This window comes from Pseudonocardia alni (genome assembly GCF_002813375.1).
GTDB lineage: Bacteria > Actinomycetota > Actinomycetes > Mycobacteriales > Pseudonocardiaceae > Pseudonocardia > Pseudonocardia alni.
Map to the genome: position 1 here is coordinate 5,607,383 of NZ_PHUJ01000003.1, position 25,451 is coordinate 5,632,833.

Here is a 25,451-nt window from a genome sequence, read left to right on the forward strand (position 1 = left end):
CCGCGCGCCGGTGCCGGGCAGGGTCACATGAGGGCGGCGCGGATGTCCTCCTCGACCGCCGTCGTCGCCACGAACAGCAGCTCGTCGCCGCCCTCCAGGGCGTCGTCGGGCTGGGGCACGATCACCCGGCCGCCGCGCAGGATCGTCACCAGCGCCGAGTCCGTCGGCAGCTCCAGCACCCGCACCGGCCGCCCGGCCAGCGGGGTGTCCTCGGGCAGCGTCACCTCGACGAGGTTCGCCTGCCCCTGGCGCAACGTCAGCAACCGCACCAGGTCACCCACGGCGACGGCCTCCTCGACCAGCGCCGCCAGCAGCCGCGGCGTCGACACCGCGACGTCGACGCCCCAGTTCTCCCCGAACAGCCACTCGTTGCGCGGGTCGTTCACCCGTGCCACCACCCGGCGGACCCCGAACTCGGTCTTCGCCAGCAGCGAGACCACCAGATTGACCTTGTCGTCGCCGGTCGCGGCGATCACGACGTCGCAGCCCTCGATGCCGGCGTCCTCCAGCGAGGACAGCTCGCAGGCGTCGGCGTGCACCCACTCGGCCTCGGGGACGGCGTTCGGGTCGATGTGGGTCAGCTCGCGCTCGATCAGCATGACCCGGTGGTCGGACTCGACCAGCTCCAGCGCGATGGACCGCCCGACGGCGCCCGCCCCCGCGATCGCGACCCGCATCAGTCCTCCTCGGGCGGCGCCGCGGCGGCCGCCGTCACGTCGCTGACCGTGCCCGAGACCGCCGCCACGTAGACGGTGTCCTCGTGCTGCACGGTGGTGTCCTTGGTCGGCAGCACCCCGGTGCCGAACCGCACGATGAACGCGACCCGCGAGTTCGTCGCCCGCTCCAGGTCCCGGATCGGGCGCCCCACCCAGTCCTCGTGCAGCGGCAGCGGCAGGACGGCCACGGTGCCGGTCGGCTCGCGCCAGGCGGTGGCGACGCCGTCGGGCAGGAGCATGCGCAGCAGCCGGTCGGTCGTCCACGGGACGGTCGCGACCGTCGGGATGCCCAGACGCTCGTACACCGCGGCGCGCTTGGCGTCGTAGATCCGGGCGACGACCTTGCCGACGCCGTAGCTCTCGCGCGCCACCCGGGCGGCGATGATGTTGGAGTTGTCCCCGGAGGAGACGGCGGCGAACGCGTCGGCGGACTCCAGCCCGGCCTCGTCGAGGACGCTGCGGTGGAAGCCGAAACCGACGACCTGGCGCCCGCGGAAGTCCGGGCCGAGCCTGCGGAAGGCCTGCGGGTCGCGGTCGATCACCGCGACCTCGTGGCCGAGCCGCTCCAGGCCCGAGGCCAGGGACGCGCCGACGCGGCCACATCCCATGATCACGACGTGCATGGCGTCAGGGGTCCTTCCGCCGGGTGGGGGGCCCGGGATGTACGATTCGTTCCTTCTGTACGCGGCGACGCGGACGCCGACGACGCGGAGTGAACGCTATCGCGAAGCGCAGCGGAGCGGGGGCATAGGCTGCGCCCCGTGTCCAAGCTCGCCGTCGCTCTCAAGCGGCTCGTGGTCGGACGACCGCAGCGCAGCGACCGCCTGACCAGCACCCTGCTCCCCAAGCGGATCGCCCTCCCCGTGTTCGCCTCCGACGCCATGTCGTCGGTCGCCTACGCCCCCGAGGAGATCTTCCTGACCCTGTCGGTCGCCGGTGTCGCCTCGTACGCGATGTCGCCGTGGATCGGTCTCGCGGTCGTCGTCGTCCTGCTGACGGTCGTGGCCAGCTACCGGCAGAACGTCCGCGCCTATCCCTCCGGCGGGGGCGACTACGAGGTCGCGACGGTGAACCTCGGCAAGAACGCCGGACTGACCGTCGCCAGCGCCCTGCTCGTCGACTACACCCTCACCGTCGCCGTCTCGATCTCCGCGGCCGCGGCCAACATCGGTGCGCTGGTGCCGTTCGTCGCCGAGCACAAGGTGCTGTTCGCGGTGTCGGCGATCGTCGTGCTGACCGCGATCAACCTGCGCGGCATCCGCGAGTCCGGCGCGGCCTTCGCGATCCCGGTCTACGCCTTCGTCATCGGCGTCGCGACGATGATCATCTGGGGCCTGACCCGGGTGCTGATCCTCGGCGACTCCGTGCGGGCGGAGAGTGCCGACCTGCGCCTGGTCGCCGAGGGCGACGCGTTCACCGGCCTGGCGCTCGTGCTGCTCGTGCTGCGCAGCTTCACCCAGGGCGCCGCCGCGCTGACCGGTGTCGAGGCGATCTCCAACGGGGTGCCCGCCTTCCGCAAGCCGAAGTCGAGGAACGCGGCCACCACGCTGCTGCTGCTCGGCGTGATGTCGGTGTCGCTGTTCATGGGGCTGATCGCCCTGGCCCAGCTCACCCACGTCCAGATCGCCGAGGACCCGGCCCGCCAGTTCCCCGACGCGCCGCCCGGCTACGAGCAGCACACCATGATCGCCCAGCTCGCCGACGCCGTGTTCGACAACTTCCCGCCGGGCTACTTCTTCGTCATCGTGATGACGGCGCTGATCCTGGTCCTCGCCGCGAACACCGCGTTCAACGGCTTCCCGGTGCTGGGCTCGATCCTGTCCCAGGACCGCTACCTGCCCCGTCAGCTGCACACCCGGGGCGACCGGCTCGCGTTCTCCAACGGCATCGTCGCGCTCGCGCTGTTCGCGATCCTGCTGGTCGTCGGCTTCCAGGCCGAGGTCACCCGGCTCATCCCGCTCTACACCGTCGGCGTGTTCGTGTCGTTCACGCTGTCCCAGGCCGGGATGGTCCGGCACTGGAACCGGGAGCTCGCGCTGGACCCCTCGGCGTCCGAACGCCGCCGGATGCGCCGCGCCCAGTCGATCAACGGGTTCGGCGCCTGCATGACCGGCGTCGTGCTGGTCACGGTGCTCGTCACGAAGTTCGCCCTCGGCGCCTGGATCGCGATCGTCGCGATGGGCGGGTTCTTCGTGCTGATGCGGATGATCCAGCTCCACTACGACCGGGTCGCCGCCGCGCTGGTCGCCGACGAGTCCGACGACGTCCTGCCCTCGCGCAACCACGCCGTCGTCCTGGTCTCGACGCTGCACAAGCCGACCCTGCGGGCGCTGGCCTACGCCCGCGCGACCCGCCCGGACATCCTCGAGGCGGTCACCGTCAACGTCGACGACTCCGAGACCAAGAAGCTCGTCGAGCAGTGGCACAAGCGGAGCCTGCCGGTCCCGCTGAAGGTCGTCGAGTCGCCCTACCGGGAGATCACCCGGCCCGTGCTGGACTACGTCAAGCGCATCCGCAGCGACTCCCCGCGCAACGTCGTCACCGTCTACATCCCGGAGTACGTCGTCGGACACTGGTGGGAGCAGGTGCTGCACAACCAGAGCGCGCTGCGGCTCAAGTCGAGGCTGCTGTTCCAGCCGGGGGTGATGGTGACCAGCGTGCCGTGGCAGCTGCCGTCGTCGTCGCGCACACGGGCGCTGTCGCCGCTGCAGGCGCCGGGGGCGTCCCGGCGCGGCTACCCGGGCATGGAGCAGCTACCCGGCGAACGCCGCGACGGCGCGGGCGTCGGGACGGGTGGCGGCACCCCGTCCGCGCCCCGGGTGACGAAGAAGGAGAACCGGTGAACGCCGACACGGCGACCGACTGGACCGACCGCATGCTGGAGCTGCGGGTCGGCCCCGTCGCGCACGGCGGCCACTGCGTGGCCCGCGACGGGGACGGTGGCCGGGTCGTGTTCGTCCGGCACGCACTGCCCGGTGAGCTGGTCCGCGCGGTGGTCACCGACGACCCGGGCGGGGCGTTCTGCCGCGCCGACGCCGTCGCCGTGCTGGAGGCGTCCCCGGACCGGGTCGAGCCCGCCTGCCCGTGGGCCGGGCCCGGGGGCTGCGGCGGCTGCGACTTCCAGCACACCGACCACGCCACCCAGCGCGCCCTGAAGACGACGGTCCTGCGCGAGCAGCTGGAGCGACTCGGCGCCGGCGCCGCGGTCGTCGCCACCGCCGACCTCGCGGCCGTCGAGGTCGAGGAGCTCCCCGGCGGTCCGCTCGGCTGGCGCACCCGGGTGCGGCTGGCCGTCGACGACGACGGCGTCCCCGGCCTGCGCGCCCACCGCAGCCACGACGTGTGCGAGATCGGAGACTGCCCGCTCGTCCCGGCGGGTGCGCTGCCGCCGGTGCTGGAGCGCCGCTTCCGGCCCGACTCCGAGCTCGACGTCACCGTCGTCGGCGACGGCGCCGCCCGGGTCGGCTCCGGCGCGACCGTGCACGCCGCGGACCGCACCTGGGAGCTGTCGGCCGGCACGTTCTGGCAGGTCCACCCGGCACTGCCGGACACCCTCGCGTCCGTCGTGCGCGACTGGGCCGACGCCCCCACCGGTGGCGTCGCCTGGGACCTCTACGGCGGCGTCGGGCTGCTCGGCTCGGTCCTCGCCGACCAGGTGGGGGAGTCGGGGACCGTGCTGGTCGTCGAGTCCGCCGCGTCCGCGGTCGCCGACGGCGCCTCCGCGCTCGCCGACCTGCCGCAGGTCCAGTTCGTCCGCGGCCGCGCCGAGCGCGAGATCAGCCGGCTCGGCCCCGACCCCGACGTCGTGGTCACCGACCCGCCGCGCGCCGGGCTCGGGAAGGCCGCGGTGCGCGACCTCGCCGCCCGCGCCCCGCAGCGGATCGTGCACATCGCCTGCGACCCGGCCGCGCTGGCCCGCGACCTGTCCCTGTTCGCCGCCGCCGGGTACCGCACCGCCGCGCTGCGGGCGTTCGACGCGTTCCCGATGACCCACCACATGGAGGCGGCCGCCCTGCTGGAGCGGATCCCGCGGTGACCACCGTCGTCCAGCTCTCGGACCTGCACCTCGGCCACCCGGACACCGACGGCCGGGCCGCCCGCGCCGTCGCGGGGGTCCGGGCGCTGGACCCGGCGCCGGACGTCGTGCTCGTCACCGGCGACCTCGCCGACGACGGCGCCCCCGAGGCCTACTCCTCCGCCGCACGGCTGCTCGACGGCCTCGGCGCGCTGCACGTGCCCGGCAACCACGACGACCGCGCCGCGATGGCCGACGCCGTCGGACCGGTGGGCGACCGGCTGCACCGCACCGGCGGGACCACCGTCGCGCTGCTCGACACCCTCGTCCCCGGGGCGCCGCACGGCGCGCTGTCCGACGCCGCGGTCGCCCTGCTCGCCGAGGCCGTCCGGGATCCCGCGCCGCTGCTGGTCGCCCTGCACCACCCGCCGGTCGCGGTCGGGCACCCGGTCCTCGACGGGATGCGGCTGCTCGAGGCCGGTGTGTTCGAGGCCCTGCTCGCCGCGCGCAGCGACCCGACGCTGGTGGTGTGCGGGCACGTCCACACCCCGCTGGCGGCGACGTTCGCCGGGCACCCGCTCGTCGTCGCCCCGTCGGTGGCGCCCGCCCTGCGCTGGCCGGACGTGCCCGGGACCGGGGGGAGCGACCCCGTCCCGGCACCGGGTGGGGTGCTGCACGTGCTCGGGGACGGGCCGCCGCGCAGCCGGTTCCTGAGCTGGCCGGTGTGAGGCGGGTCGGCTGCCGCGGGTTGCCCGGAACCCGCTAGGATCGGTTCACAACAGAATGCAGCGAATTGCTTTCGCCCTCGTATTCCAACTGGCAGAGAAAGCGGTCTCAAACACCGTACAGTGTGGGTTCGAATCCCACCGGGGGCACCATTCGTCGATCTGAGAGACGTGTCGGCCCACGGCTGCGGGCCCCGCGTCCCGGGGTGCCCCCACCTCCTGGCCTGCATGTTCCTCCGGGTGGACGGGCTGGGGCACACCCGCCCGATCCTGCTCGGCAATGGCGGCGCCACATCGTCGGCGCCCGCCCCGACCGCGTCCTGCGCGACCCGCCCCCTTCCGGCGGCTGCCGCGCCACGAACGGTGTCCGGGCCCGCCCGTCCGACGGTTCCGTGCGCGAGTACGCCACTCCGCGCCGGTTCCTCGGCACCACCTCCGACGACCGTCATGCCGCTCGCCGAGGCGGCCCCGGACCGGGTGGGGAGCGCGCACCGGCCGGCGCACGCGACCTCGCCGTCGGTCGCGCGACGTGACGCCGTCGCCGCGCCGGACGCCGCGCTCGGCCCGGCGGCGTGAGCACCGCCGCCCCTGCCCGATCGGACGGGTAATGCGGCCGGCGGAGCGTGTTTCCGCACACGAAAGGCCGAAGTGGTTCGGCTGTGCACCCGTACCGCCGGTAGCCTGGGCGATCCGGACACCCCACTGACCGATGAAGGAGTTCTCCGGTGACCGACAACGTTCCCGCAGAGACGCCGGCCGAGGACGGCCCGCAGCCCGGGTGGCGGGTGCTGGTCGTCGAGGACGAGGCGCTGATCCGCATGGACCTGGCCGAGATGCTCTCCGAGGAGGGCTACCGCATCGCCGGTGAGGCCGGTGACGGCGAGGCCGCCATCATCCAGGCCCGCGAGCTGAAGCCCGACCTGGTGATCATGGACGTCAAGATGCCCAAGAAGGACGGCATCGAGGCGGCGTCGACCATCGTCGAGGAGAAGATCGCGCCGGTCGTCATGCTGACCGCGTTCAGCCAGCGCGAGCTGATCGAGCGCGCCCGCGACGCCGGCGCCATGGCCTACCTGGTCAAGCCGTTCGCCCGGCACGAGCTGGTCCCGGCCATCGAGCTCGCCGTCTCCCGGTTCGCCGAGAAGAAGGCGCTCGAGGACGAGGTCGCCTCGCTCAACGAGCGGTTCGAGACCCGCAAGGTCGTCGACCGGGCCAAGGGCCTGCTCATGACCGCACAGAAGATGTCCGAGCCGGAGGCCTTCCGCTGGATCCAGCGCACCGCGATGGACCGCCGGACGACCATGAAGGCCGTCGCCGAGGCGGTCGTCGAGGGGCTGGCTCCGGCCAAGTCCTCCTGAGACACAGGCGGTGGTCGACCACCGCCGCCCGGCACCGTCGTTCCGGCCCCGTCGCGCACCGCGCGGCGGGGCCGGCGTCGTCCGTGCCGGCCGGCGGGCCACCCTGCCGGGCCCCGCCGGCCGACGGTCCGTCGACGGGGCCGGTGCCACCGTTCCGATGCATCACGAGACCATTCCGGTTACCGAATGTGCCCGTCCGGGCACCGGAAAAGATCCACTTGTGTCACGCTGGTGTCGGCGGATCACATTCCTGTCACGAGTGGTGACGGTGTCCCCTTTCCTGGTTCGGGCGTACTACTTTTCCGCCATCCTCCCGCGCTGCTTCGGGCGGGCGGAGAACCGAAGGGGATTCGAATGACGCGAACGACGTGGCGACTCGCCGCCCTCGCCGGGGCGGCGTCGCTGGTACTGGCCGGATGCGGTGGCGGGGACACCGGTTCCGGCGGGGCCACCGGCGGCTCGGAGGAGCCCGCCGCCGCGGGGCAGGCATGCACCCCGCCGCAGGCACAGGCCACCGGCAATCCCGGCACCGCGCCGCTGAAGATCGGCTCCCTGCTGCCGGAGACCGGGAGCCTGGCGTTCCTCGGTCCGCCCGAGTTCGCGGGGGTGGACGTGGCGGTCGAGGAGATCAATGCTGCCGGGGGAGTCCTCGGCAACCCGGTCCAGCACCTGCGCGGTGACTCGGGTGACGACACCACCGACATCGCGAACCAGACCGTCGACCGGCAGCTCAGCGCCGGGACGCAGGTCATCGTCGGTGCGGCCGCGTCGGGTGTGTCGAAGCTGGTCATCGACAAGATCACCGGTGCGGGTGTCGTCCAGTTCTCGCCGGCCAACACCTCCGACGAGTTCACCTGCTGGCAGGACCGCGGCCTGTACTTCCGGACCGCGCCGCCGGACGTCCTGCAGGGGCAGGCGCTCGCGCAGCTGATCACCTCCGACGGTGGCCAGCGGGTCGCGCTGCTCGCCCGCAACGACCCGTACGGCTCGGGCCTGGCGGACAGCGCCGAGCGCAACCTGGTCTCCGCCGGCATCCCGCAGGACCAGATCACCAAGATCATCTACGACCCGAACGCGGCGTCGTTCAACCCCGAGATCGACCAGGTCGCCCAGTTCAACCCGGACTCCGTCGCGGTCATCGGCTTCGACGAGTCCAAGCGGATCCTGTCGCGCATGAGCGAGGTGCAGATCGGACCGGCCCAGAAGGCCGTGTACGGCACCGACGGCAACATGGGCAACGCCCTGGGCGAGGGACTGCCCGCGGGCCTGCTGAACGGGATGAAGGGCACTCTGCCGCTCACCGAGCTGTCGGGCGACTTCCGGCAGCGGCTCACCGCGCAGGACCCGAGCCTGACCGACTTCAACTACGCGGCGGAGTCCTACGACGCCGTCCTGGTCTCGGCGCTGGCCGCCGAGGCCGCGAAGTCGACCAACGGTGCGGACATCGCGACCCAGATCAACGGGATCACCAAGGACGGCGAGAAGTGCACCGACTTCGCCGGCTGCAAGGCGATCCTCGACCGGGGCGGTGACGTCGACTACGACGGCGCCACCGGCACGCTCGACTTCACCGACGCCGGTGAGCCGGGCTCCGGGTCGTACGGGGTCCAGACCTTCAACGGCCAGAACCAGATCGACGAGGCGGCGACCACCTACGTCCGGGTCGGCGCCCAGGGCTGACACACCGCACCACACGCACCGACACGAGGGGGCGGGCCGCCACGGCCCGCCCCCTCGTCGTGCTCGGGACCGGCCGGGCCCCACCGGCGGGACGATGCCCCGGCCCGCCACCCGGCGCGACGCAGGGCACCACGCCCGGGCGGCACCCGGTGCGCACCGGCCCGGTGGTCCCGGTGGACCGGCGCCGGGAACACGACGGCCCCGCCCCCCGTGGCTGGGGGAACGGGGCCGTCGCGGGACCGGCGCGTCAGGTCATTTCTTCTCGCTGCTGCCGGCCAGCGTCCCCAGGTACAGCTCGATGACCTTCGGGTCGTTCAGCAGGTCGCGGCCGCCCGCGGTGTAGGCCGCGCGGCCCTGGTCGAGCACGTAGCCGCGGTCGCAGATCTGCAGGCAGCGACGGGCGTTCTGCTCCACCATGATGACCGAGACCCCGGCCGCGTTGATGCGCTTGCAGCGGACGAACACCTCGTCCTGGAGCATCGGGGACAGGCCCGCCGACGGCTCGTCGAGCAGCAGCACCGACGGTTCCATCATCAGGGCCCGTCCCATCGCGACCATCTGGCGCTCGCCGCCGGACAGCGACCCCGCCTTGATCTTCCGGCGCTGCCCCAGCATCGGGAACAGGTCCGCGACGACGTCGAAGCGGGTCGCGAACGTCTTCGGCCGGAGGAACACACCCATCTGCATGTTCTCCTCGATCGAGAGCGAGGGGAACACGTTGTCGCGCTGCGGGACGTAGCCGAGCCCCTTGGTGACCAGGGCGTGCGCCTTGGCCCCGGTGATCTCGGCGTCGCGCAGCCGGACCGTGCCGCTGCGCACGGGGATCAGCCCGAACATGGCCTTGAGCAGCGTCGACTTGCCGGCGCCGTTGGGCCCGATGATGCCGACGATCTCGCCGTCGCGGAGGAAGAAGTCGCTGCCGGTCAGGATGTCGACGCCCGGCACGTACCCGGCGACGAGGGTGTCGACCCGCAGCACGGCGCCCTCGGCGAGCTCGCGGTGGACCTCCGGGGTGGCGGCCTGCTCCGGTGTCATGGCCCGGTCGGCGCCGGGTGCCTGCTCGCTCATGTGCGCTTCCCCTCCTGATCCGGGTGGGCCGTGCCGGTGCCGTCGTCGGCGAGGGAGCCCTCGATCTCGGCGGCCTCCATCTCGGCGACGATCTCCGCGGTCTGCCCGACCGGGTTGCCGTGCTCGTCGAACTCGAGGACCTGGTCGTGGTGCGAACCGAGGTAGGCGTCGACGACGGCCTGGTTCGACGACAGCGCCGAGGGCGGCCCCTCCGCGATCACCTGCCCCTGGGCCATGACGACGACCCAGTCGGAGATGTCCCGGATGACGTCCATGTCGTGCTCGACGAACACGACGCTCATGCCCTCGTCGCGCAGCGACTTCACGTGCCCCAGCAGGCTCTGGGTGAGCGCCGGGTTCACCCCGGCCATCGGCTCGTCGAGCATGACGACCTTCGGGTCCATCATCAGGGCCCGCGCCATCTCGAGCAGCTTGCGCTGCCCGCCGGACAGTGACCCGGCCAGGTCCTCGGCCTTGGTGTCGAGCTTGAAGCGGGCCAGCAGCTCGCGGGCCTGCTCGGTGATCCGCCGTTCCTGCGCCCCCCAGCCGGTGAACAGCGCGCCGAGGAAGGTCTCGCCGCGCTGCCCGACCGCGCCGAGCTTCATGTTCTCCAGCACCGTCATGCCCGCGAGGGCCTTGGTGAGCTGGAACGTGCGGACGACGCCCTTGCGGGCCACCCGGTGCGGCGGCAGCTTCTGCAGGGGGTTGCCCTCGTAGATCCAGGAGCCCGTGTCGGCCCGGTCGAACCCGGTCAGCAGGTTGAACAGGGTCGTCTTCCCGGCGCCGTTGGGGCCGATGAGGCCGGTGATGGCGCCGCGCTCGAACTCCAGGTGGGCGACGTCGACGGCCTTCAGGCCGCCGAACGTGCGGGTCACGCCGTCCACGGTGAGCACCGGGTCCGGTTTGGCGACGCCCGGCTCCGGGGCGACGCCGGTGAGCGTGCGGGCCGGGTCGGTCACGGTCGGGTCGGGGGTCGTGTCCTCAGCGGCCATCGCCCAGCACCTCCCTGCGGCGTCCGAAGATGCCCTGTGGTCGGAACACCATCATGAGGCCCAGGAACAGGCCGACGAGCACGAAGCGGATCGCGCCGACGTCCTGGGAGGAGATGAACGGCAGCAGCGGCGACTCCCCGGCCGTCGCCTGGCGCAGGAACGCGTCGGCGACCGACAGCAGGAACCAGAACGCCATCGCGCCGACCACCGGGCCGAAGACCCGTCCCGCGCCGCCCAGGATGAGCGCGGCGTAGGCGAAGAAGGTCTGCGGCGGCGAGTAGAAGTCCGGCGTCAGCGACTGGGTCGCCAGGGCGAACACGATGCCGCCCAGCGCGCCGAACACCCCGCCGAGGGCGAGCGCCTGCATCTTGTAGGCGAAGACGTTCTTGCCCAGCGCGCGGGCGGCGTCCTCGTCCTCCCGGATCGCCTTGAGCACGCGGCCCCACGGGCTGCGCACGAGCAGCCAGGTGAGGAGCACGCACAGCCCGACGACCGTCCAGCCGACCAGGATCGACCAGAGGTCCGGCCCCCGCAGCGACAGCACCCCGAAGTCGTAGGTGCCGGTGCCGAACGGGTTGGCGCGGGCGAAGGAGTCGGCGAACCCGGTGAGGCCCTGGGTGCCGCCGGTGAACCCGGTCTGCGAGGTCGACCGGGTGATCAGGCGCAGGATCTCCGACGCCGCGATCGTCACGATCGCCAGGTAGTCCGCGCGCAGCCGCAGCGTCGGGATGCCGAGCACCAGGGCGAGCGCGACCCCGCAGGCCATGCCGATGAGGACGCCCAGCCAGAGCGGGGCGCCGTAGTTCGCGACCGAGATGCCCATGCCGTAGGCGCCGACCAGCGCGAAGCCGATCTGGCCGAAGTTGAGCAGCCCGGTGTAGCCGAAGTGGATGTTGAGGCCGAGGGCCAGCAGCGCGAAGAAGATGGCCGAGGGGCCGATCAGCTGCGAGAGCCCGACCGTGAGGAGCTGTCCGAAGTCGATCATGTCCGCCCCCTCAGCCGATCCGTGCCCGGGACCCGAGCAGGCCCTGCGGCCGGAACACGAGGATCACGATCAGCACGGCCAGCCCGCCCAGGTACTTGAGATCCAGCGGCAGCACCAGCGTCGAGAGCTGCACCAGGATGCCGACGATCAGGCAGCCGAGCAGTGCGCCGTAGGCGGTGCCGAGGCCGCCGAGGATGACGCCGGCGAACATGAGCAGCAGCAGACGGAAGCCCATCTCGTACTGGACGGTGGAGGACAGCTCCGACAGCGCGAACAGCACGCCGCCGAGGGTGGCCAGCGCCCCGCCCAGCATCCAGACGAACAGCACCACGCGGTCGACGTCGATGCCCGACGACGCGGCGAGGTCCCGGTTGTCGGACACCGCGCGCATGGCCTTGCCGATGCGGGTCTTCTGGAGCAGCAGCGCGACCGCGACGAGGACGACGATCGCGATGACGATGGCCGACAGGTCCTTGTCGGTCAGCGCGACCGGGCCGTAGTTCCGGACGGTCTGCCCGGTGTAGTCGGCGAAGGACTCCGACCGGCCACCGAAGATGATCAGTACGAGGTAGCGCAGCGCGATCGACAGGCCGATGGAGACGACGAGCTGGGCGATCAGCCCGGCGCCCCGCCGGCGCAGCCGCCGCCAGATGCCGAGCTCGTTCGCGGCGCCCAGCAGGGCGCCGATGAGCATCGCGACGATCGTCGCGGGGATCAGCTGCACGCCGCCGCCGACGTTGATGAACCAGGCGATGACGGCGCCGATGGTGACCATCTCGCCGTGCGCGAAGTTCGTCAGGCCGGTGGTGCCGAAGATCAGCGACAGGCCGACCGCCGAGATGCCGATGACCAGGCCGAACCGGATCCCGTCGACGAGCAGCCGCAGGAAGGTCGCGAACCCGCCGGTGTCGGTGCCCTCGACCTCGGCGCCGAAGCGGAACACCACGGTGTTCAGCGATCCGGCGGTCACCTCGCGGGTGGTCTCGCCCTGCAGGACCTCGGTGCCGGGCGGCAGCGAGGCCTCGTCGAGCCGGAACAGGTACGAGCCCGCGCCGGGGACCGTCAGGGTCCAGCGGCCGTTGGCCTCCGAGCGGGTCTCACCGGCCGGCGCACCGTCGCGCTCGGCGGTGATGCGTACGTCCGGCAGCGGCTGACCGTCCTGGTTCCGCAGCGTGCCGCTGACGTCGATGCCGTCCGCCTGCTGGAACGGGGCGACGGCACCGGGGGAGGCCGGTACGGGGCCGGCGGGGGCGGTGGCCGCGGCGGCCGTCCCGGACAGGACGAGCGCGCCCAGCAGGGTGATGAGCAGGCCCACCAGCCACCGTGCGGTCGTGGGGATCGGGGAGGGCCGGGACGCACCGACGGGCGGGGTGGCCGCGCGGTCGGCGCGCGGTCGGCGCGGGAGCGGGGGTGGTGACAACGTTCGTCCTCGGTGGGGTCGTCGGACACGACTCTGTGCGACACCCTGATGGGTGATGGGGGCGAACGTAGCCGAGGAGAGAACTGGTACGGACGTCTCGGACCAGGACGTAGCCGAGACGTAACGCGACGGTGCCGCAGGGCGAGCGTCAGGTCACCGGCGGTCGTGTGTCGCGGTGCAGACAGGTCAGCTTCGCGGTGCAGACGCGACGGCCGTCGTCGTCGACGAGGACGATCTCGGTGGTCGACGTGGACCGTCCGACATGGATCGGCCGCGCGGTCCCGGTGACCCAGCCCGACGTGGCGGAACGGTGGTGGGTGCAGGCCAGCTCCAGCCCGACCGGGAACCGCTCGGGCAGCGCGTGCAGCGCGGACAGGGTCGACCCGAGGGTCTCGGCGAGGACGCCGCTGGCGCCGCCGTGGAGCAGCCCGTAGGGCTGGCGGTTGCCCGCGACGGGCATTCGGCCGACGACCTCGTCGAGGTCGGCCTCGAGGATCTCGATGCCCATCCGGTCGGTGAGCTGCTCGTCGGCGTGCTCGGAGCTCAGCTCCGGCAGCTGGTCGGGGGTGATCGGCACCCGCCGACCCTACGACGCGCCGCCGCCCGGGACGACGTGGCGCCCCGTGGTCCCGGTCGCCGGTGCCCGCCACGACCCGGCCGCCGGCCGGGCGGAGTGGCTCGAGACGGTCCGGGCCGCCGGCCGTGCGGGTCTCGTCACACGGGAGGGGTGCGGCGGCGTGCATGCTTGCCCGCACGGACCCGTTCGCCGATCTTGGTCGGTGGAAAGCCGACCGAGGGAGACCCTATGGCGAACGACAGCAGGCCAACCGCGGCCCAGGCGTGGCAGATGATGCTGGAGGGCAACGGGCGCTGGCAGCGCGACGAGCGCGAGGATCCGCGACGGTCCGCCGAGGAGCGCGCCGCCGCCGTGGCGGGGCAGACCCCGGCCGCGATGATCCTGTCCTGCTCGGACTCCCGCGTCCCGGCGGAGCTGGTGTTCGACCTGGGGCTGGGAGACCTGTTCGTGGTGCGGACGGCCGGTCAGGTCGTCGACGACGCGGTGCTCGGCACGCTGGCGTTCGGCGCCGGGGCGCTGGGCATCCCGCTGCTGGTGGTGCTCGGCCACTCCCAGTGCGGTGCGGTGAAGGCGGCCGTGTCGGTCGCCGCCGGGCAGCCCGCGCCGGCGCCGTCGACGCTGGGTGCGCTGGTCGGCGACATCGTCCCGGTGTGCGAGGGCGAGGGCGAGGGCGCCGTGGCCGGCGCGGTCGACGCCAACGTCCGCCGGGTCGTCGCGCAGCTGACGTCCGACCCGTCGCTGTCGGGGGCGGTCTGCAACAACCACCTCACGATCATCGGTGCCCGCTACGACCTGGAGACCGGCGCGGTCCTCGAGGTCTGACGGCTCAGCCCGGCCGGTGGGTCACGAGGATCGCGGTGCCGGGGAACAGCGCGCCGCGCAGCGGCGACCACTGTCCCCACACCCGCTCGTGGCCCTCCGGCCACTCCGGCTCGACCAGGTCGTCGAGCACCAGGCCGGCGGCGACGACATCGCGCACCCGGTCGCCGAGCGTGCGGTGGTGCTCGACGTAGGTGGCCCGGCCGTCGCCGTCGACCTCCAGGTACGGGGTCCGGTCGAAGTAGGACTGGACGACGGTGAGCCCCTGCTCGCCGGGGTCGTCGGGGAAGACCCAGCGCATCGGGTGGTTCACCGCGAACACCCAGCGCCCGCCGGGACGCAGCACCCGGTGCACCTCGCGCATGACCCGACCCGGGTCGGCGACGAAGGGGATCGCCCCGAACGCCGAGCAGGCGTGGTCGAACGTGGCGTCGGCGAACGGCAGGTGCTCGGCGCCGGCCTGCACGAGCGGCACCGGCAGCCCGAGCGCGTCGTTCAGCCGGGCCGCGTGGCGCAGCATCCCGCCGGAGACGTCGAGCGCGACCGGGTGCGCCCCGCGGCGGGCCAGCCACCGGCTGCACGGGGCGGAGCCGGCGCCCACCTCCAGCACCCGCTTCCCGACCAGGTCCGCGGGCGGGCCGAGCAGGCCCGCCTCGTCCTCGTGCAGGTTCTCCGGGCACCAGACGAACGCCTCGTCGCCGATGTCGGAACCGTGCTCGGCCAGGTAGTCGTCGGCGTCGGCGTCCCACCAGCGGCGCCCGGCCGCCTCGGACTCGGCGCTGCCGACGCGGCGCCGGGCGACACCGGCGGTCCCCACGGTGTCCTCGGCGGAGAAGTACTCGTCGCGGCTGCTCATGACCACCCGATCGTCGCAAGCGCATGCGCTCCCGCGGATGGCGGACCCGCATTGCCGGGGGGTTTGCGGGCCGCGTAGCATTCTTCCCGCACCGTGGTCAACGTGTCGGCCGACCGCGCGGCGCCACTCCAGCGCCGATCTCGCGGATGTCCGTGCACCGATGTTCCCGACCACGGGAATCGACGCCAGAGGGTGACTGTTACAACGTCACAGCTACACGTACCAGAACCGGGGCGCGCTGCTGCAGCAGAGCCGACCGGGCCGACCATGCCAGAGAAATCCATCGGAGCACCTCACTACATGTCCACCGACACCACCGCCGCCCCGACCACGCCGCAGGTCGCTATCAACGACATCGGGTCGGAGGAGGACTTCCTCGCCGCCATCGACCAGACGATCAAGTACTTCAACGATGGCGACATCGTCGAGGGCACCATCGTCAAGGTCGACCGTGACGAGGTCCTGCTCGACATCGGCTACAAGACCGAGGGCGTCATCCCCTCGCGTGAGCTGTCGATCAAGCACGACGTCGACCCCGCCGAGGTCGTCGAGGTCGGCGAGTTCGTCGAGGCCCTCGTCCTCCAGAAGGAGGACAAGGAGGGCCGGCTGATCCTGTCCAAGAAGCGCGCGCAGTACGAGCGCGCCTGGGGCACGATCGAGGCGCTCAAGGAGGCCGACGAGCCGGTCGAGGGCACCGTCATCGAGGTCGTCAAGGGCGGCCTGATCCTGGACATCGGGCTCCGTGGCTTCCTCCCGGCCTCGCTGGTCGAGATGCGCCGCGTGCGGGACCTGCAGCCCTACGTCGGTCGCAAGATCGAGGCCAAGATCATCGAGCTGGACAAGAACCGCAACAACGTGGTCCTGTCCCGCCGCGCCTGGCTCGAGCAGACCCAGTCCGAGGTCCGCAGCGAGTTCCTCAACCAGCTGCAGCGCGGTCAGGTCCGCAAGGGTGTCGTCTCCTCGGTGGTCAACTTCGGTGCGTTCGTCGACCTGGGCGGGGTCGACGGTCTGGTGCACGTCTCCGAGCTGTCCTGGAAGCACATCGACCACCCGAGCGAGGTCGTCGAGGTCGGCCAGGAGGTCACCGTCGAGGTCCTCGACGTCGACCTGGACCGCGAGCGCGTCTCCCTGTCGCTGAAGGCGACCCAGGAGGACCCGTGGCGCCTGTACGCCCGGACCCACGCGATCGGTCAGATCGTGCCGGGCAAGGTCACCAAGCTCGTCCCGTTCGGCGCGTTCGTCCGCGTCGAGGAGGGCATCGAGGGCCTGGTCCACATCTCCGAGCTGGCCGAGCGCCACGTCGAGATCCCGGAGCAGGTCGTCCAGGTCGGCGACGACGCGATGGTCAAGGTCATCGACATCGACCTCGACCGCCGTCGCATCTCGCTGTCGCTGAAGCAGGCCAACGAGGGCATGACGGTCGACACCGAGTTCGACCCGACCCGCTACGGCATGGCCGCCGAGTACGACGACCAGGGGAACTACATCTACCCCGAGGGCTTCGACGTCGACTCCGGCGACTGGAAGGAAGGCTTCGACGAGGCCCGCGCGGCCTGGGAGAAGCAGTACGCCGAGGCGCAGGCCCGCTACGACCAGCACATGGCGCAGATCCGCAAGGCCGCCGAGGCCGAGGCGGAGGGCGGCAACGACATCGCGCCGGCGAACTACTCCTCCGGCGGTGACGAGGACCGGTCGACCGGCGGCGGTGGCGGTGGCCAGGCCGAGTCGGGTGGTTCGCTCGCCAGCGACGAGCAGCTCGCCGCGCTGCGGGAGAAGCTCTCCGGCGGGGCCTGATCACCCCCGGCCGGTCCCGTGCGGACCGGCCACCAGCACCACACCGGGCCCCGGTGACCGTCACGGTCACCGGGGCCCGGCCCGTTTCCGGGGCCCTACGGGCCCCGGTCGACGCCCGTTCACGTCGCCCGGCGTGTCAGAGCGGACACGCCAGGTGCAGATCACGGTTCGGCTGCGGTTGGTCACGGCGCGCGCAGCCGTCCGGAGTCGATCTTCGGGTCGGCCTAGATTGGGTGCATGGCCGGCCGTACCGTCCGCCGGACGCGTTCCGGCGAGTCCCTGTCCCACGACCGCACGTTCCTGCGTCGCGGGCGGTCCGCACTCGCGGGCGTCCTGCTCGCCGCGGTTCTCGCCGGATGCGGCACGGCGTCCGGGGACACCGGGATCGCGGTCCCGACGTTCCCGGCCGAGCAGTCCGGCGCCGCCCAGGCAGGGCGGGAACCGATCCCGATCGCGCTGCCCACCGACTGTGTGCAGCTGATGGACCCCGAGCAGGCCGGAGCGCTGTTCGGGCAGGTCCTGGGGTCGGTGTCGGTCCAGTCGGTCCGCGGCGTCCCCGAGGCGTCGGTGAACCGCACCGAGCGCACCGCCTGCACCTACCGCGCCGGCGGCCAGGCCCAGGCCTTCGGCGGGGCGCGCAACTCCGGCCCGGTGCTGTTCCAGCTCAACATCGGCCGCTACGGCGACACCGCGTCCGCGACCCGTCAGTGGCAGCTCAACACCAACGCCGAGCGCGGCTCGGCCACCGCCTCGCGTGACATCACCGTCGGCTCGGTCCCCGGCGTCCTCGTCGAGCGGCCGGACGAGACCACCCTCGCCCTGGTCTACGGCGTCGACACGCTGACGTTCATCCTGCCGGTGGCCGCTCCCGGGCAGACCCGGTCCGCGGCCGAGACCCTGCCCGACCTGGCCCAGCGCATCATCCCGGCGCTGACGCCGACGCAGCCGCCGTCCGCGCGGCCGACGCCCGCCGCACCGCCGACGGCGCCCGCCCCGCAGGCCGGCACCGGTGCCGCGGGCAACGCACGCGGCACCACCTGAGCGCGGCCGGGGCGCCCCGGCACGGCCCGCTACGGTGATCACGTGCTGCGGACAGGGCTGACCGGCGGAATCGGTGCGGGCAAGTCGACGGTCGCGACGCGACTGGTCGAACGCGGGGCGGTGCTGGTCGATTCCGACGTGATCGCCCGTGAGGTCGTCGAACCGGGCACCGCGGGGCTGGCGGCGATCGTCGAGGCCTTCGGCAGGGACGTCCTCGACGCCGGCGGCCGGCTCGACCGGCCCGCCCTCGCCGCCGTCGTCTTCTCCGACGCCGGGGCACGGCGCACCCTCGACGGCATCGTGCACCCGCTGGTGCGGGCCCGGTCCGACGCGATCGTCGCCGCCGCCCCGGCGGACGCGATCGTCGTGCAGGACATCCCGCTGCTCGTCGAGGGCGGCATGGCTCCGACGTTCCCGCTGGTCGTCGTGGTCGGGGTGGACGCCGAGGAGCGGGTCCGGCGGCTGGTGTCCGCGCGCGGGATGAGCGAGCAGGACGCCCGGGCCCGGATCGCCGCCCAGGCCGGTGACGAGCAGCGCCGCGCCGTCGCCGACGTCTGGCTGGACAACTCGGGGGAACCGGACGACACCCGACGCCGGGTGGACGCGCTGTGGGACGGACGGCTCGCCGGGTTCGAGGAGAACCTGCGCACGGGCCGCCCGGCCGCGGACGGGCCGCCCCTGCTCGTCGAGCACGACCCGGACTGGGAGGCGCAGGCCCACCGGCTCGCCGAGCGGGTCGCGGTCGCTGCGGGCGGTTCCGGCCGCGGGGTGGGCCACGTCGGGTCGACGGCCGTCCCGGGGCTCCCCGCCCGCGACGTACTCGATCTGCAGCTCGCCGTGGAGTCGCCCGCCGACGCCGGCACGGTCACCGAAGCCCTGGTCGCGGCCGGGTTCCCGGTCGACACCGCCGCCCCGGAGGAGACCACGGGCACGGTGCGGGTGCACCGCTCGGCCGACCCGGGGCGGGCCGCCGTGCTGGCCGTGCGGGTGCACGGCTCGCCCGCCTGGCGGCAGGCGATCGAGCTGCGGGACCGGCTGCGTGCCGACGCGACCGCCCGTGCCGGCTACGCCGCGCACAAGCGTGCGGCGGCGGAACGGCACGCCGATGACCCGGACCCGCGCGACTACCGTGCGTGCACGGCGGAGTGGCGATCCGACCCGAACGGTTGAGCGTCGCGGGACGCAGATCACGCGGAACGTGACGATCGGGTCGCGCCGGACCCGTTTCTGTAACGCCGCACGCTCGTTGGTCGATCAGGCGGGGCAGAGGGTGCTCCTGCCCGGATCGGCCGCGGTACCTGCGGGTACCCGTCGATCGGGCCGGTCACCGGGGTGATCGGCACCGGACCGGAGGGTCCGGTGACGGCGACGAGAGGACACGGGGTTGAGCACAGTGGCCCAGCGTTTCGGGGCGGACGGCGAGTTCGCCGAGCCCGAGCGCGCGCCCGCGTTCCCCCACACGGACGAGTACCGCGGTGCGCCGGAGCCGGGCGAGCCGGGTGCGATCGACCACGACGCGTGGACCGGCGCCGAGTACGAGGCCCCGCCGATCAGCGGCGCGGTCGTCCAGCAGCACCGCACGCTCCCGCACGGTGAGCTGCGTGCGGACTTCGGCGCACACCTCGAGACGCACTACCCGCGGCTGGTCGCGCAGCTCTACGCGATCACGCTCAACCCGCACGACGCGCACGACGCCGTGCAGGACGCCTACTCGCGGGCCTGGCGACGCTGGGCCGCGCTGCGCGCCGAGCCCGCGGTCCCGGACCACGAGGACGCGGCCGTCGGCTGGGTCCGGCGGGTCGCGATCCGGACGTCGATGCGGGGGCGGATCCTGCGCCGCCGTCGCAGGCCGTCGCCGGAGGAGACCGACCCGCGCACCGGGGCGCTCCTGGAGGCGCTCGGGAGGCTCGCACCCGTCGACCGCCGGGCAGTGGTGCTGCACCACATGGCAGGCCTGTCGACCGGCGCGGTCGCCGAGCTCGAGCGGGTCACCGAGCACGAGGTGCGGCGCCGGCTCGTCCGCGGTCGCGAGGTCGTGACCGAGGGCATGGCCGAGGTGCTGGAGGAGATCATCGGACCGGCGGGTGGCGCGGTCGGGGGACCGCCGCCGGGTCACGGGGCGCCGCAGTACGACCTGCGTGGCGGGTACCCACCCGCCACCGAGGGGGGACGGGTATGAACGGGTTCGCCGACATCGACCGGGAGTTCCACCGGCTCGACGACGTCCTGGCCGCGGCGGTGCCGCTGCCCGCCGTCGACGACGTGATCTCCCGCGCCGCCGGTGCGCGCCGGGCCACCTCGGCCGCGGCCGCGGCGGTGCTCACCGTCGGGTCGCTGGGCGGGATCACCGCTGTCGCGACCGCGGCCGCCCCCGGCGGCAGCTTCGTCGGCCCGCCGTTCGCCATCGCCGCGCCGCAGGAGAGCGGCCCGGCCCCGGACCCGGTCCGGACCGGCGACGCCGGTGGCGCGGCCTCCGGTGGTCAGGGCGGGCTCCCGCCGGCGTTCGACCCCACCGTCGCGGCGACCCAGGGCGGCGCGCTGCCCGGTGGTGGCGGCTCGCCCGCCGCCCCCGCGCCCGGTCCGGCCCCCGCGCCCGGCACCCCCGGCGCGCCGGTGGTCCCGCCGCCGCCCACCGGCGGCGGTCAGCCGTCCCCGCCGTCGCACACGACCCCGCCGCGGCCGACCGACGAGGGTTCGCCCGAGCCGACGACGCCTCCGCCGCCCACCACGACGGCGCCGCCGACCACGACGAAGCCGCCGGTGACGACGACTCCGCCGCCGGAGACCTCGACGCCGAAGCCGACCGACGAGGGCACCCCGGAGCCGACGACCGACCCGGTCCCGACGACGACCAACTCGGCCGCGCCGACCACCACCTCGCCCGACCCGACGACCACCACCGGGACCACGCCGCCGGAGACCTCGACCAGTGCCGTCGGCCTGGGCCCGGCGCAGTCCTCCGCGCTCTGACCCACCCGGGCCGGCCCGGCCGCGGCCGGTCGGTGCCCCGGGCGCGCCGTACGGACCGGCCGCGTCGCCGGTCGGTGGCGACGGTCAGTCGCGAGCGTCCTCCGGCCGGTCCCGCGGCCCCAGGTCGATCCCCAGGGACGCCAGCCAGGCCACGTGGTCGTGGTCGTGCCGGACCAGCCCGTCGAGCACGGCGTGCGACCGCTCCAGGGCGTATTCGGCCAGGTCGGTCCCGACCAGCCCCTGCGCCACGGCGGCGACGAACTCGTCGACGTCGATGACGTCGGTCCCGCGGCCGCGGCGCACCACGAGGTCCAGGTAGAGGTCGGTCATGTGCAGCCGCCTGCCCTCGCGGGTGATCGCGGCGACGTCGACGTACACGTCCTGGTCGCGTTCGTGCCCCGGCCGCCACCGCCAGTCCGACAGGCACACGCCCAGCTCCGGGAGCACCCAGGTCTCGATCCACCAGGCGTTCGGCCGGGCGACGACGGGCCGTGACAGGTACAGCCCCCAGGTCTCCTCGCGCAGTGTGGCGATCTCGCGGTGGGTCCCCTTGGTGTCGACCTGGACGCCCCGTTCGGGGTCGAAGGTCTGCGTCTTGGGCGGGTGCACGGTCGCCCATCCTGCCTCCTCCGGAGGATCCGGCGGGGCGCACGGGGGGAAAGTGTCGGGGGTCGCTCGTACCCTGGTGTCATGGCATTCGCGACCGAGGTCCCGGGCAGCGCGGCGGACTCCCGTGCCCGGGAGGACGCTGCACACCCGGACGCGGGCACCACCCCGACGGACACCCCGCGCGCGCACTCCGAGCACCGCCCGGTGGGTGCGGTCGAGCGGAGCACGGCCCCGTTCCGGGTGGTCAGCGAGCACGTCCCGGCCGGTGATCAGCCGACCGCGATCGCCGAGCTGGACCGGCGCCTCCGTGCCGGCGAGCAGGACGTCGTCCTGCTGGGCGCCACCGGCACCGGCAAGTCGGCCACCACCGCGTGGCTGATCGAGCAGCAGCAGCGCCCGACGCTGGTGATGGCGCCGAACAAGACCCTGGCCGCACAGCTGGCGAACGAGCTGCGGGAGATGCTCCCGAACAACGCGGTCGAGTACTTCGTCTCGTACTACGACTACTACCAGCCCGAGGCCTACATCGCGCAGACCGACACCTACATCGAGAAGGACAGCTCGATCAACGACGACGTCGAGCGGCTGCGGCACTCGGCGACGATGAACCTGCTGTCCCGGCGCGACGTCGTCGTGGTCGCCTCGGTGTCGTGCATCTACGGCCTCGGCACCCCGCAGTCCTACCTCGACCGGTCCGTCTCGCTGCGGGTCGGGGAGGAGGTCGAGCGGGACCGCCTGCTGCGGCTGCTGGTCGACGTGCAGTACACCCGCAACGACATGTCCTTCACCCGCGGTACGTTCCGGGTCCGCGGTGACACCGTCGAGATCATCCCCGCCTACCAGGAGCTGGCGCTGCGGATCGAGTTCTTCGGCGACGAGATCGAGGCGCTGTACTACCTCAACCCGCTGACAGGGGAGGAGGTCGAGCAGGTCGACGAGATCAAGGTCTTCCCGGCGACGCACTACGTCGCGGGCCCGGAGGCGATGGAACGCGCCGTGCGCGCCATCGAGGCCGAGCTGGAGGAGCGCCTCGCGCAGCTGGAGAACCAGGGCAAGCTGCTCGAGGCCCAGCGACTGCGGATGCGGACCCAGTACGACATCGAGATGATCCGCCAGGTCGGGTTCTGCTCGGGCATCGAGAACTACTCGCGCCACATCGACGGCCGCGGCGCCGGCACCGCGCCGGCCACCCTGATCGACTACTTCCCGGACGACTTCCTGCTGGTCATCGACGAGTCGCACGTGACCGTGCCGCAGATCGGCGGCATGTACGAGGGCGACATGTCCCGCAAGCGCAACCTCGTCGAGTACGGCTTCCGCCTCCCCTCGGCGGTCGACAACCGGCCGCTCACCTGGGAGGAGTTCGCCGACCGGATCGGCCAGACCGTCTACCTGTCCGCGACCCCGGGCCCCTACGAGCTCAACCGCACCGGCGGCGAGTTCGTCGAGCAGGTCATCCGCCCCACCGGCCTGGTCGACCCCGAGGTCGTCGTGAAGCCGACCAAGGGCCAGATCGACGACCTGGTCGCCGAGATCCGGGAGCGGACGGACAAGGACGAGCGGGTCCTGGTCACCACGCTGACCAAGAAGATGGCCGAGGACCTCACCGACTATCTGCTCGAGCTCGGGATCAAGGTCCGGTACCTGCACTCCGAGGTCGACACCCTGCGCCGGGTGGAGCTGCTGCGGCAGCTGCGGTCCGGCGAGTACGACGTGCTGGTCGGCATCAACCTGCTCCGCGAGGGCCTCGACCTGCCCGAGGTGTCGCTGGTGGCGATCCTCGACGCGGACAAGGAGGGTTTCCTCCGCTCCGGCACGTCACTGATCCAGACCATCGGCCGCGCGGCGCGCAACGTCTCCGGCCAGGTCCACATGTACGCCGACCGGATCACCGACTCGATGCGGTACGCCATCGACGAGACCGACCGGCGCCGCGCCAAGCAGGTCGCCTACAACACCGAGCACGGCATCGACCCGCAGCCGCTGCGCAAGAAGATCGCCGACATCCTCGACCAGGTCTACCGCGAGGCCGAGGACACCGAGGCCGTCCCTGTCGGCGGGTCGGGCCGCAACGCCTCGCGCGGCAAGCGGGCGGCGGGGGAGAAGGGCCGTCCGGCCGCGGCGGGCAGCTCCGGGGTGGCGGCGAAGGACACGGCGGGCATGCCGCGTGCCGAGCTGGCCGACCTCATCCAGCAGATGAACGACCAGATGCTCACCGCCGCACGGGACCTCCAGTTCGAGCTGGCGGCCCGGCTCCGTGACGAGATCGCCGACCTCAAGAAGGAGCTGCGGGGGATGGACGCGGCCGGGGTGTCGTAGGCGGGTCCCGCGGCGGGGCGCGAGGTCGCGCCCCGCTACCGTGGTCCACCGTCGTCCCCGAGCGGCCGCCGGGCTCCGCCCGTCGCGCGGCCCGTACCCGTCCGGCCCGGCCGCACACGGAGGAGCCCGCGTGACCGTCACCCGCACCCCGCACGACCCCGACGTGCCCGCCGCTCGCGGCGGGGCCGCCGCGGTCCTCGTCGGACGGCTGCGGACGGCGGCGCTCACCCCCTGGACACTCGTGGTCACGGTGCCGCTGCTGGCCGCGGCGCTGTACTGGTCCTGGTTCCGGCTGCGCGACTACGCACTCGACCTCGACGTCTACCGGATCGGCGTGCAGGTCTGGCTGGACGGCGGTGACATGTACGGTCGGCTCCCGCTGCCCCTGCACGGGCCCGAGCTGCCCTTCATCTACCCGACCTTCGCGGCGATCACGATGGTGCCGCTGACCGTGGTGCCCTACGCCGTCGCGTTCACCGCCCAGTTCATCGCCTCGGTGCTGTCGCTGGCGGTCTGCATCGCGCTCACGATCCGCGTCGCGTGGCCCGCGGGCGGGCGGCGGGCCCCGTTCGTGCTGGGCGTGCCGGTGCTGGCCGCGGCGCTGCTCACGGAGCCGGTCGCGCAGACCTTCGCCTTCGGCCAGATCAACCTCGTGCTGATGCTGCTCGTGCTGGTCGACCTGCTCGCCCCGCGGACCTGGTGGCCGCGCGGGCTGCTGCTCGGCCTGGCCGCGGCGATCAAGCTGACCCCGGGCGGGTTCGTCCTGTACTTCCTGGTGCGGCGGGACTGGAAGGCGGCGGGCGTCGCCGTCGTCACCGGCATCCTCGCGACCGGCATCGGGTTCGTCGTCGACCTCGACTCCTCGGTGCGGTACTGGTTCGTCGGGGGACCGGCGGCCGGGGTCAGCGGCTCGACGTTCTTCTCCAACGAGACCGTGCAGGCCGTGCTCGCCCGCCAGGAGGTCCCCGACCCCTGGTTCCACATCCTGTGGCTGGGCATCGTCGCCGTCCTGCTGGCGCTGGCCGTGCCGGTCATCCGGCGCTCCGAGCCGGTGATCGCGATGTCGGCGACGGCCGCCGTCGTGCTGATGGCGACCCCGACCGCCTGGTCGCACCACTGGGTGTGGGTGGTGCCCGCGCTGATCGGGATCGGTGCGCACGCGCTGCGGTACCGCAGCGCCGGGTGGGCCGCGGTCGGCGCGGTGATCGCCGCGATCTTCTACATCGCGCCGTTCCGGTGGATGCCCAACGTGTGGGGCGTCGAGATGAAGTGGAGCCTCTGGGAACAGTTCCTCGGGGCCAGCTACGTCATCCCCGCCGCGCTGACCCTCGGACTGTGCTGCTGGTACGTCACCCGGGGCCCGGGCCGTCCCGGCGGTCCGCGGGCCCCGCACGCCGAACGGCGTCGCGTCGGCTCCTGACCCTCCGGCGGGGGCCGCCCGGGCACGACCGCCCGCGACTATGGCGCGGGTCACGGGCACCCGCCTACTGTGGGAGCCGGAGGTGCC

At 73.1% G+C, this 25,451-nt stretch carries 23 protein-coding genes and 1 tRNA gene; 15 read left to right on the forward strand and 9 right to left on the reverse strand.

What is annotated here, in order from left to right; genetic code table 11:
• Positions 1 to 23 precede the first annotated feature (23 nt).
• Both ATL51_RS27460 and ATL51_RS27465 read right to left on the reverse strand, forming a co-directional pair.
• Entirely contained in the window at positions 24 to 677 is a 654-nt protein-coding gene (locus tag ATL51_RS27460) for a potassium channel family protein (protein ID WP_073576990.1), read from the reverse strand.
• Positions 677 to 1,339 (reverse strand): potassium channel family protein, encoded by a 663-nt coding sequence (locus tag ATL51_RS27465; RefSeq protein WP_073576989.1) that lies wholly within the window; start codon positions 1,337 to 1,339, stop codon positions 677 to 679. The genes ATL51_RS27460 and ATL51_RS27465 overlap by 1 nt, the downstream gene beginning before the upstream one ends.
• Positions 1,340 to 1,477: 138 nt before the next feature.
• Between ATL51_RS27465 and ATL51_RS27470 the strand changes: the two genes are divergently transcribed.
• The 7 genes from ATL51_RS27470 (at position 1,478) to ATL51_RS27495 (ending at position 8,494) form a co-directional block, all read left to right on the forward strand.
• Entirely contained in the window at positions 1,478 to 3,559 is a 2,082-nt protein-coding gene (locus tag ATL51_RS27470; RefSeq protein ID WP_167410063.1) for an APC family permease, read from the forward strand.
• Positions 3,560 to 3,591: 32 nt separating this feature from the next.
• Positions 3,592 to 4,752, forward strand: coding sequence for a class I SAM-dependent RNA methyltransferase (locus tag ATL51_RS27475; RefSeq protein ID WP_100880981.1), 1,161 nt, complete (start codon positions 3,592 to 3,594; stop codon positions 4,750 to 4,752).
• A complete protein-coding gene (locus ATL51_RS27480; protein WP_100880373.1) occupies positions 4,749 to 5,459 on the forward strand; it encodes a metallophosphoesterase in 711 nt (236 codons plus the stop codon). Before ATL51_RS27475 ends, ATL51_RS27480 begins: the two co-directional genes overlap by 4 nt.
• Positions 5,460 to 5,532: 73 nt before the next feature.
• Positions 5,533 to 5,609, forward strand: a tRNA-Leu gene (locus tag ATL51_RS27485).
• A gap of 294 nt (positions 5,610 to 5,903) precedes the next feature.
• Entirely contained in the window at positions 5,904 to 6,032 is a 129-nt protein-coding gene (locus ATL51_RS29650; RefSeq protein ID WP_255497756.1) for a hypothetical protein, read from the forward strand.
• Positions 6,033 to 6,181: 149 nt separating this feature from the next.
• Entirely contained in the window at positions 6,182 to 6,814 is a 633-nt protein-coding gene (locus ATL51_RS27490) for an ANTAR domain-containing response regulator (RefSeq protein ID WP_100880374.1), read from the forward strand.
• 354 nt (positions 6,815 to 7,168) lie between these two features.
• Positions 7,169 to 8,494, forward strand: coding sequence for an ABC transporter substrate-binding protein (locus ATL51_RS27495; protein WP_100880375.1), 1,326 nt, complete (start codon positions 7,169 to 7,171; stop codon positions 8,492 to 8,494).
• A gap of 252 nt (positions 8,495 to 8,746) precedes the next feature.
• On the opposite strand, the gene ATL51_RS27500 is transcribed toward ATL51_RS27495, so the two are convergent.
• The 5 genes from ATL51_RS27500 to ATL51_RS27520 form a co-directional block, all read right to left on the reverse strand.
• A complete protein-coding gene (locus tag ATL51_RS27500) occupies positions 8,747 to 9,562 on the reverse strand; it encodes an ABC transporter ATP-binding protein (protein WP_062402724.1) in 816 nt (271 codons plus the stop codon).
• Positions 9,559 to 10,554 carry an ABC transporter ATP-binding protein gene (locus tag ATL51_RS27505; protein WP_100880376.1) on the reverse strand — a complete coding sequence of 332 codons (996 nt, stop codon included), beginning with the start codon at positions 10,552 to 10,554 and terminating at the stop codon, positions 9,559 to 9,561. The genes ATL51_RS27500 and ATL51_RS27505 overlap by 4 nt, the downstream gene beginning before the upstream one ends.
• Positions 10,544 to 11,539 (reverse strand): branched-chain amino acid ABC transporter permease, encoded by a 996-nt coding sequence (locus ATL51_RS27510; RefSeq protein ID WP_062402727.1) that lies wholly within the window; start codon positions 11,537 to 11,539, stop codon positions 10,544 to 10,546. Before ATL51_RS27510 ends, ATL51_RS27505 begins: the two co-directional genes overlap by 11 nt.
• Before the next feature lie 10 nt (positions 11,540 to 11,549).
• Positions 11,550 to 12,854 carry a branched-chain amino acid ABC transporter permease gene (locus ATL51_RS27515; RefSeq protein WP_253068015.1) on the reverse strand — a complete coding sequence of 435 codons (1,305 nt, stop codon included), beginning with the start codon at positions 12,852 to 12,854 and terminating at the stop codon, positions 11,550 to 11,552.
• A gap of 253 nt (positions 12,855 to 13,107) precedes the next feature.
• On the reverse strand, positions 13,108 to 13,536 hold the full coding sequence (locus tag ATL51_RS27520) for a PaaI family thioesterase (RefSeq protein ID WP_073576985.1): 429 nt from the start codon (positions 13,534 to 13,536) through the stop codon (positions 13,108 to 13,110).
• Between the two features lie 228 nt (positions 13,537 to 13,764).
• On the opposite strand from ATL51_RS27520, the gene ATL51_RS27525 reads away from it, so the two are divergent.
• On the forward strand, positions 13,765 to 14,358 hold the full coding sequence (locus ATL51_RS27525) for a carbonic anhydrase (RefSeq protein WP_073576984.1): 594 nt from the start codon (positions 13,765 to 13,767) through the stop codon (positions 14,356 to 14,358).
• 4 nt (positions 14,359 to 14,362) lie between these two features.
• Here the strand turns inward: ATL51_RS27525 and ATL51_RS27530 are convergent, their stop codons facing one another.
• On the reverse strand, positions 14,363 to 15,211 hold the full coding sequence (locus ATL51_RS27530) for a class I SAM-dependent methyltransferase (RefSeq protein ID WP_073577126.1): 849 nt from the start codon (positions 15,209 to 15,211) through the stop codon (positions 14,363 to 14,365).
• Positions 15,212 to 15,511: 300 nt separating this feature from the next.
• Here ATL51_RS27530 and rpsA point away from each other — a divergent pair, with 300 nt between their 5' ends.
• The 5 genes from rpsA to ATL51_RS27555 all read left to right on the forward strand — a co-directional run bounded on the left by rpsA (position 15,512) and on the right by ATL51_RS27555 (position 21,016).
• Positions 15,512 to 17,005 (forward strand): 30S ribosomal protein S1, encoded by a 1,494-nt coding sequence (rpsA, locus tag ATL51_RS27535; RefSeq protein WP_073576983.1) that lies wholly within the window; start codon positions 15,512 to 15,514, stop codon positions 17,003 to 17,005.
• A gap of 237 nt (positions 17,006 to 17,242) precedes the next feature.
• Positions 17,243 to 18,046, forward strand: coding sequence for a hypothetical protein (locus ATL51_RS27540; RefSeq protein WP_100880377.1), 804 nt, complete (start codon positions 17,243 to 17,245; stop codon positions 18,044 to 18,046).
• 42 nt (positions 18,047 to 18,088) lie between these two features.
• Complete coding sequence (gene coaE / locus ATL51_RS27545) at positions 18,089 to 19,216, forward strand: dephospho-CoA kinase (RefSeq protein WP_100880378.1); 1,128 nt, start codon at positions 18,089 to 18,091, stop codon at positions 19,214 to 19,216.
• A 223-nt stretch (positions 19,217 to 19,439) separates the two neighbouring features.
• On the forward strand, positions 19,440 to 20,225 hold the full coding sequence (locus ATL51_RS27550; RefSeq protein ID WP_301549280.1) for an RNA polymerase sigma factor: 786 nt from the start codon (positions 19,440 to 19,442) through the stop codon (positions 20,223 to 20,225).
• Entirely contained in the window at positions 20,222 to 21,016 is a 795-nt protein-coding gene (locus ATL51_RS27555; protein WP_100880380.1) for a hypothetical protein, read from the forward strand. Before ATL51_RS27550 ends, ATL51_RS27555 begins: the two co-directional genes overlap by 4 nt.
• 84 nt (positions 21,017 to 21,100) lie before the next feature.
• On the opposite strand, the gene ATL51_RS27560 is transcribed toward ATL51_RS27555, so the two are convergent.
• Complete coding sequence (locus ATL51_RS27560) at positions 21,101 to 21,625, reverse strand: DUF402 domain-containing protein (protein ID WP_100880381.1); 525 nt, start codon at positions 21,623 to 21,625, stop codon at positions 21,101 to 21,103.
• Positions 21,626 to 21,706: 81 nt separating this feature from the next.
• On the opposite strand from ATL51_RS27560, the gene uvrB reads away from it, so the two are divergent.
• Positions 21,707 to 23,944 (forward strand): excinuclease ABC subunit UvrB, encoded by a 2,238-nt coding sequence (uvrB, locus tag ATL51_RS27565; RefSeq protein ID WP_208623089.1) that lies wholly within the window; start codon positions 21,707 to 21,709, stop codon positions 23,942 to 23,944.
• A gap of 130 nt (positions 23,945 to 24,074) precedes the next feature.
• A complete protein-coding gene (locus tag ATL51_RS27570) occupies positions 24,075 to 25,364 on the forward strand; it encodes a glycosyltransferase 87 family protein (protein ID WP_301549222.1) in 1,290 nt (429 codons plus the stop codon).
• Positions 25,365 to 25,451: the final 87 nt, after the last annotated feature.

Bases quoted from the DNA above. Each gene is read 5' to 3' on its own strand.
- ATL51_RS27460 (WP_073576990.1), bottom strand. From the start codon at position 677: ATGCGGGTCGCGATCGCGGGGGCGGGCGCCGTCGGGCGGTCCATCGCG.
- ATL51_RS27465 (WP_073576989.1), bottom strand. From the start codon at position 1,339: ATGCACGTCGTGATCATGGGATGTGGCCGCGTCGGCGCGTCCCTGGCC.
- ATL51_RS27475 (WP_100880981.1), top strand. From the start codon at position 3,592: ATGCTGGAGCTGCGGGTCGGCCCCGTCGCGCACGGCGGCCACTGCGTG.
- ATL51_RS29650 (WP_255497756.1), top strand. From the start codon at position 5,904: ATGCCGCTCGCCGAGGCGGCCCCGGACCGGGTGGGGAGCGCGCACCGG.
- ATL51_RS27495 (WP_100880375.1), top strand. From the start codon at position 7,169: ATGACGCGAACGACGTGGCGACTCGCCGCCCTCGCCGGGGCGGCGTCG.
- ATL51_RS27500 (WP_062402724.1), bottom strand. From the start codon at position 9,562: ATGAGCGAGCAGGCACCCGGCGCCGACCGGGCCATGACACCGGAGCAG.
- ATL51_RS27505 (WP_100880376.1), bottom strand. From the start codon at position 10,554: ATGGCCGCTGAGGACACGACCCCCGACCCGACCGTGACCGACCCGGCC.
- ATL51_RS27510 (WP_062402727.1), bottom strand. From the start codon at position 11,539: ATGATCGACTTCGGACAGCTCCTCACGGTCGGGCTCTCGCAGCTGATC.
- ATL51_RS27525 (WP_073576984.1), top strand. From the start codon at position 13,765: ATGGCGAACGACAGCAGGCCAACCGCGGCCCAGGCGTGGCAGATGATG.
- ATL51_RS27530 (WP_073577126.1), bottom strand. From the start codon at position 15,211: ATGAGCAGCCGCGACGAGTACTTCTCCGCCGAGGACACCGTGGGGACC.
- rpsA (WP_073576983.1), top strand. From the start codon at position 15,512: ATGTCCACCGACACCACCGCCGCCCCGACCACGCCGCAGGTCGCTATC.
- ATL51_RS27540 (WP_100880377.1), top strand. From the start codon at position 17,243: ATGGCCGGCCGTACCGTCCGCCGGACGCGTTCCGGCGAGTCCCTGTCC.
- ATL51_RS27555 (WP_100880380.1), top strand. From the start codon at position 20,222: ATGAACGGGTTCGCCGACATCGACCGGGAGTTCCACCGGCTCGACGAC.
- uvrB (WP_208623089.1), top strand. From the start codon at position 21,707: ATGGCATTCGCGACCGAGGTCCCGGGCAGCGCGGCGGACTCCCGTGCC.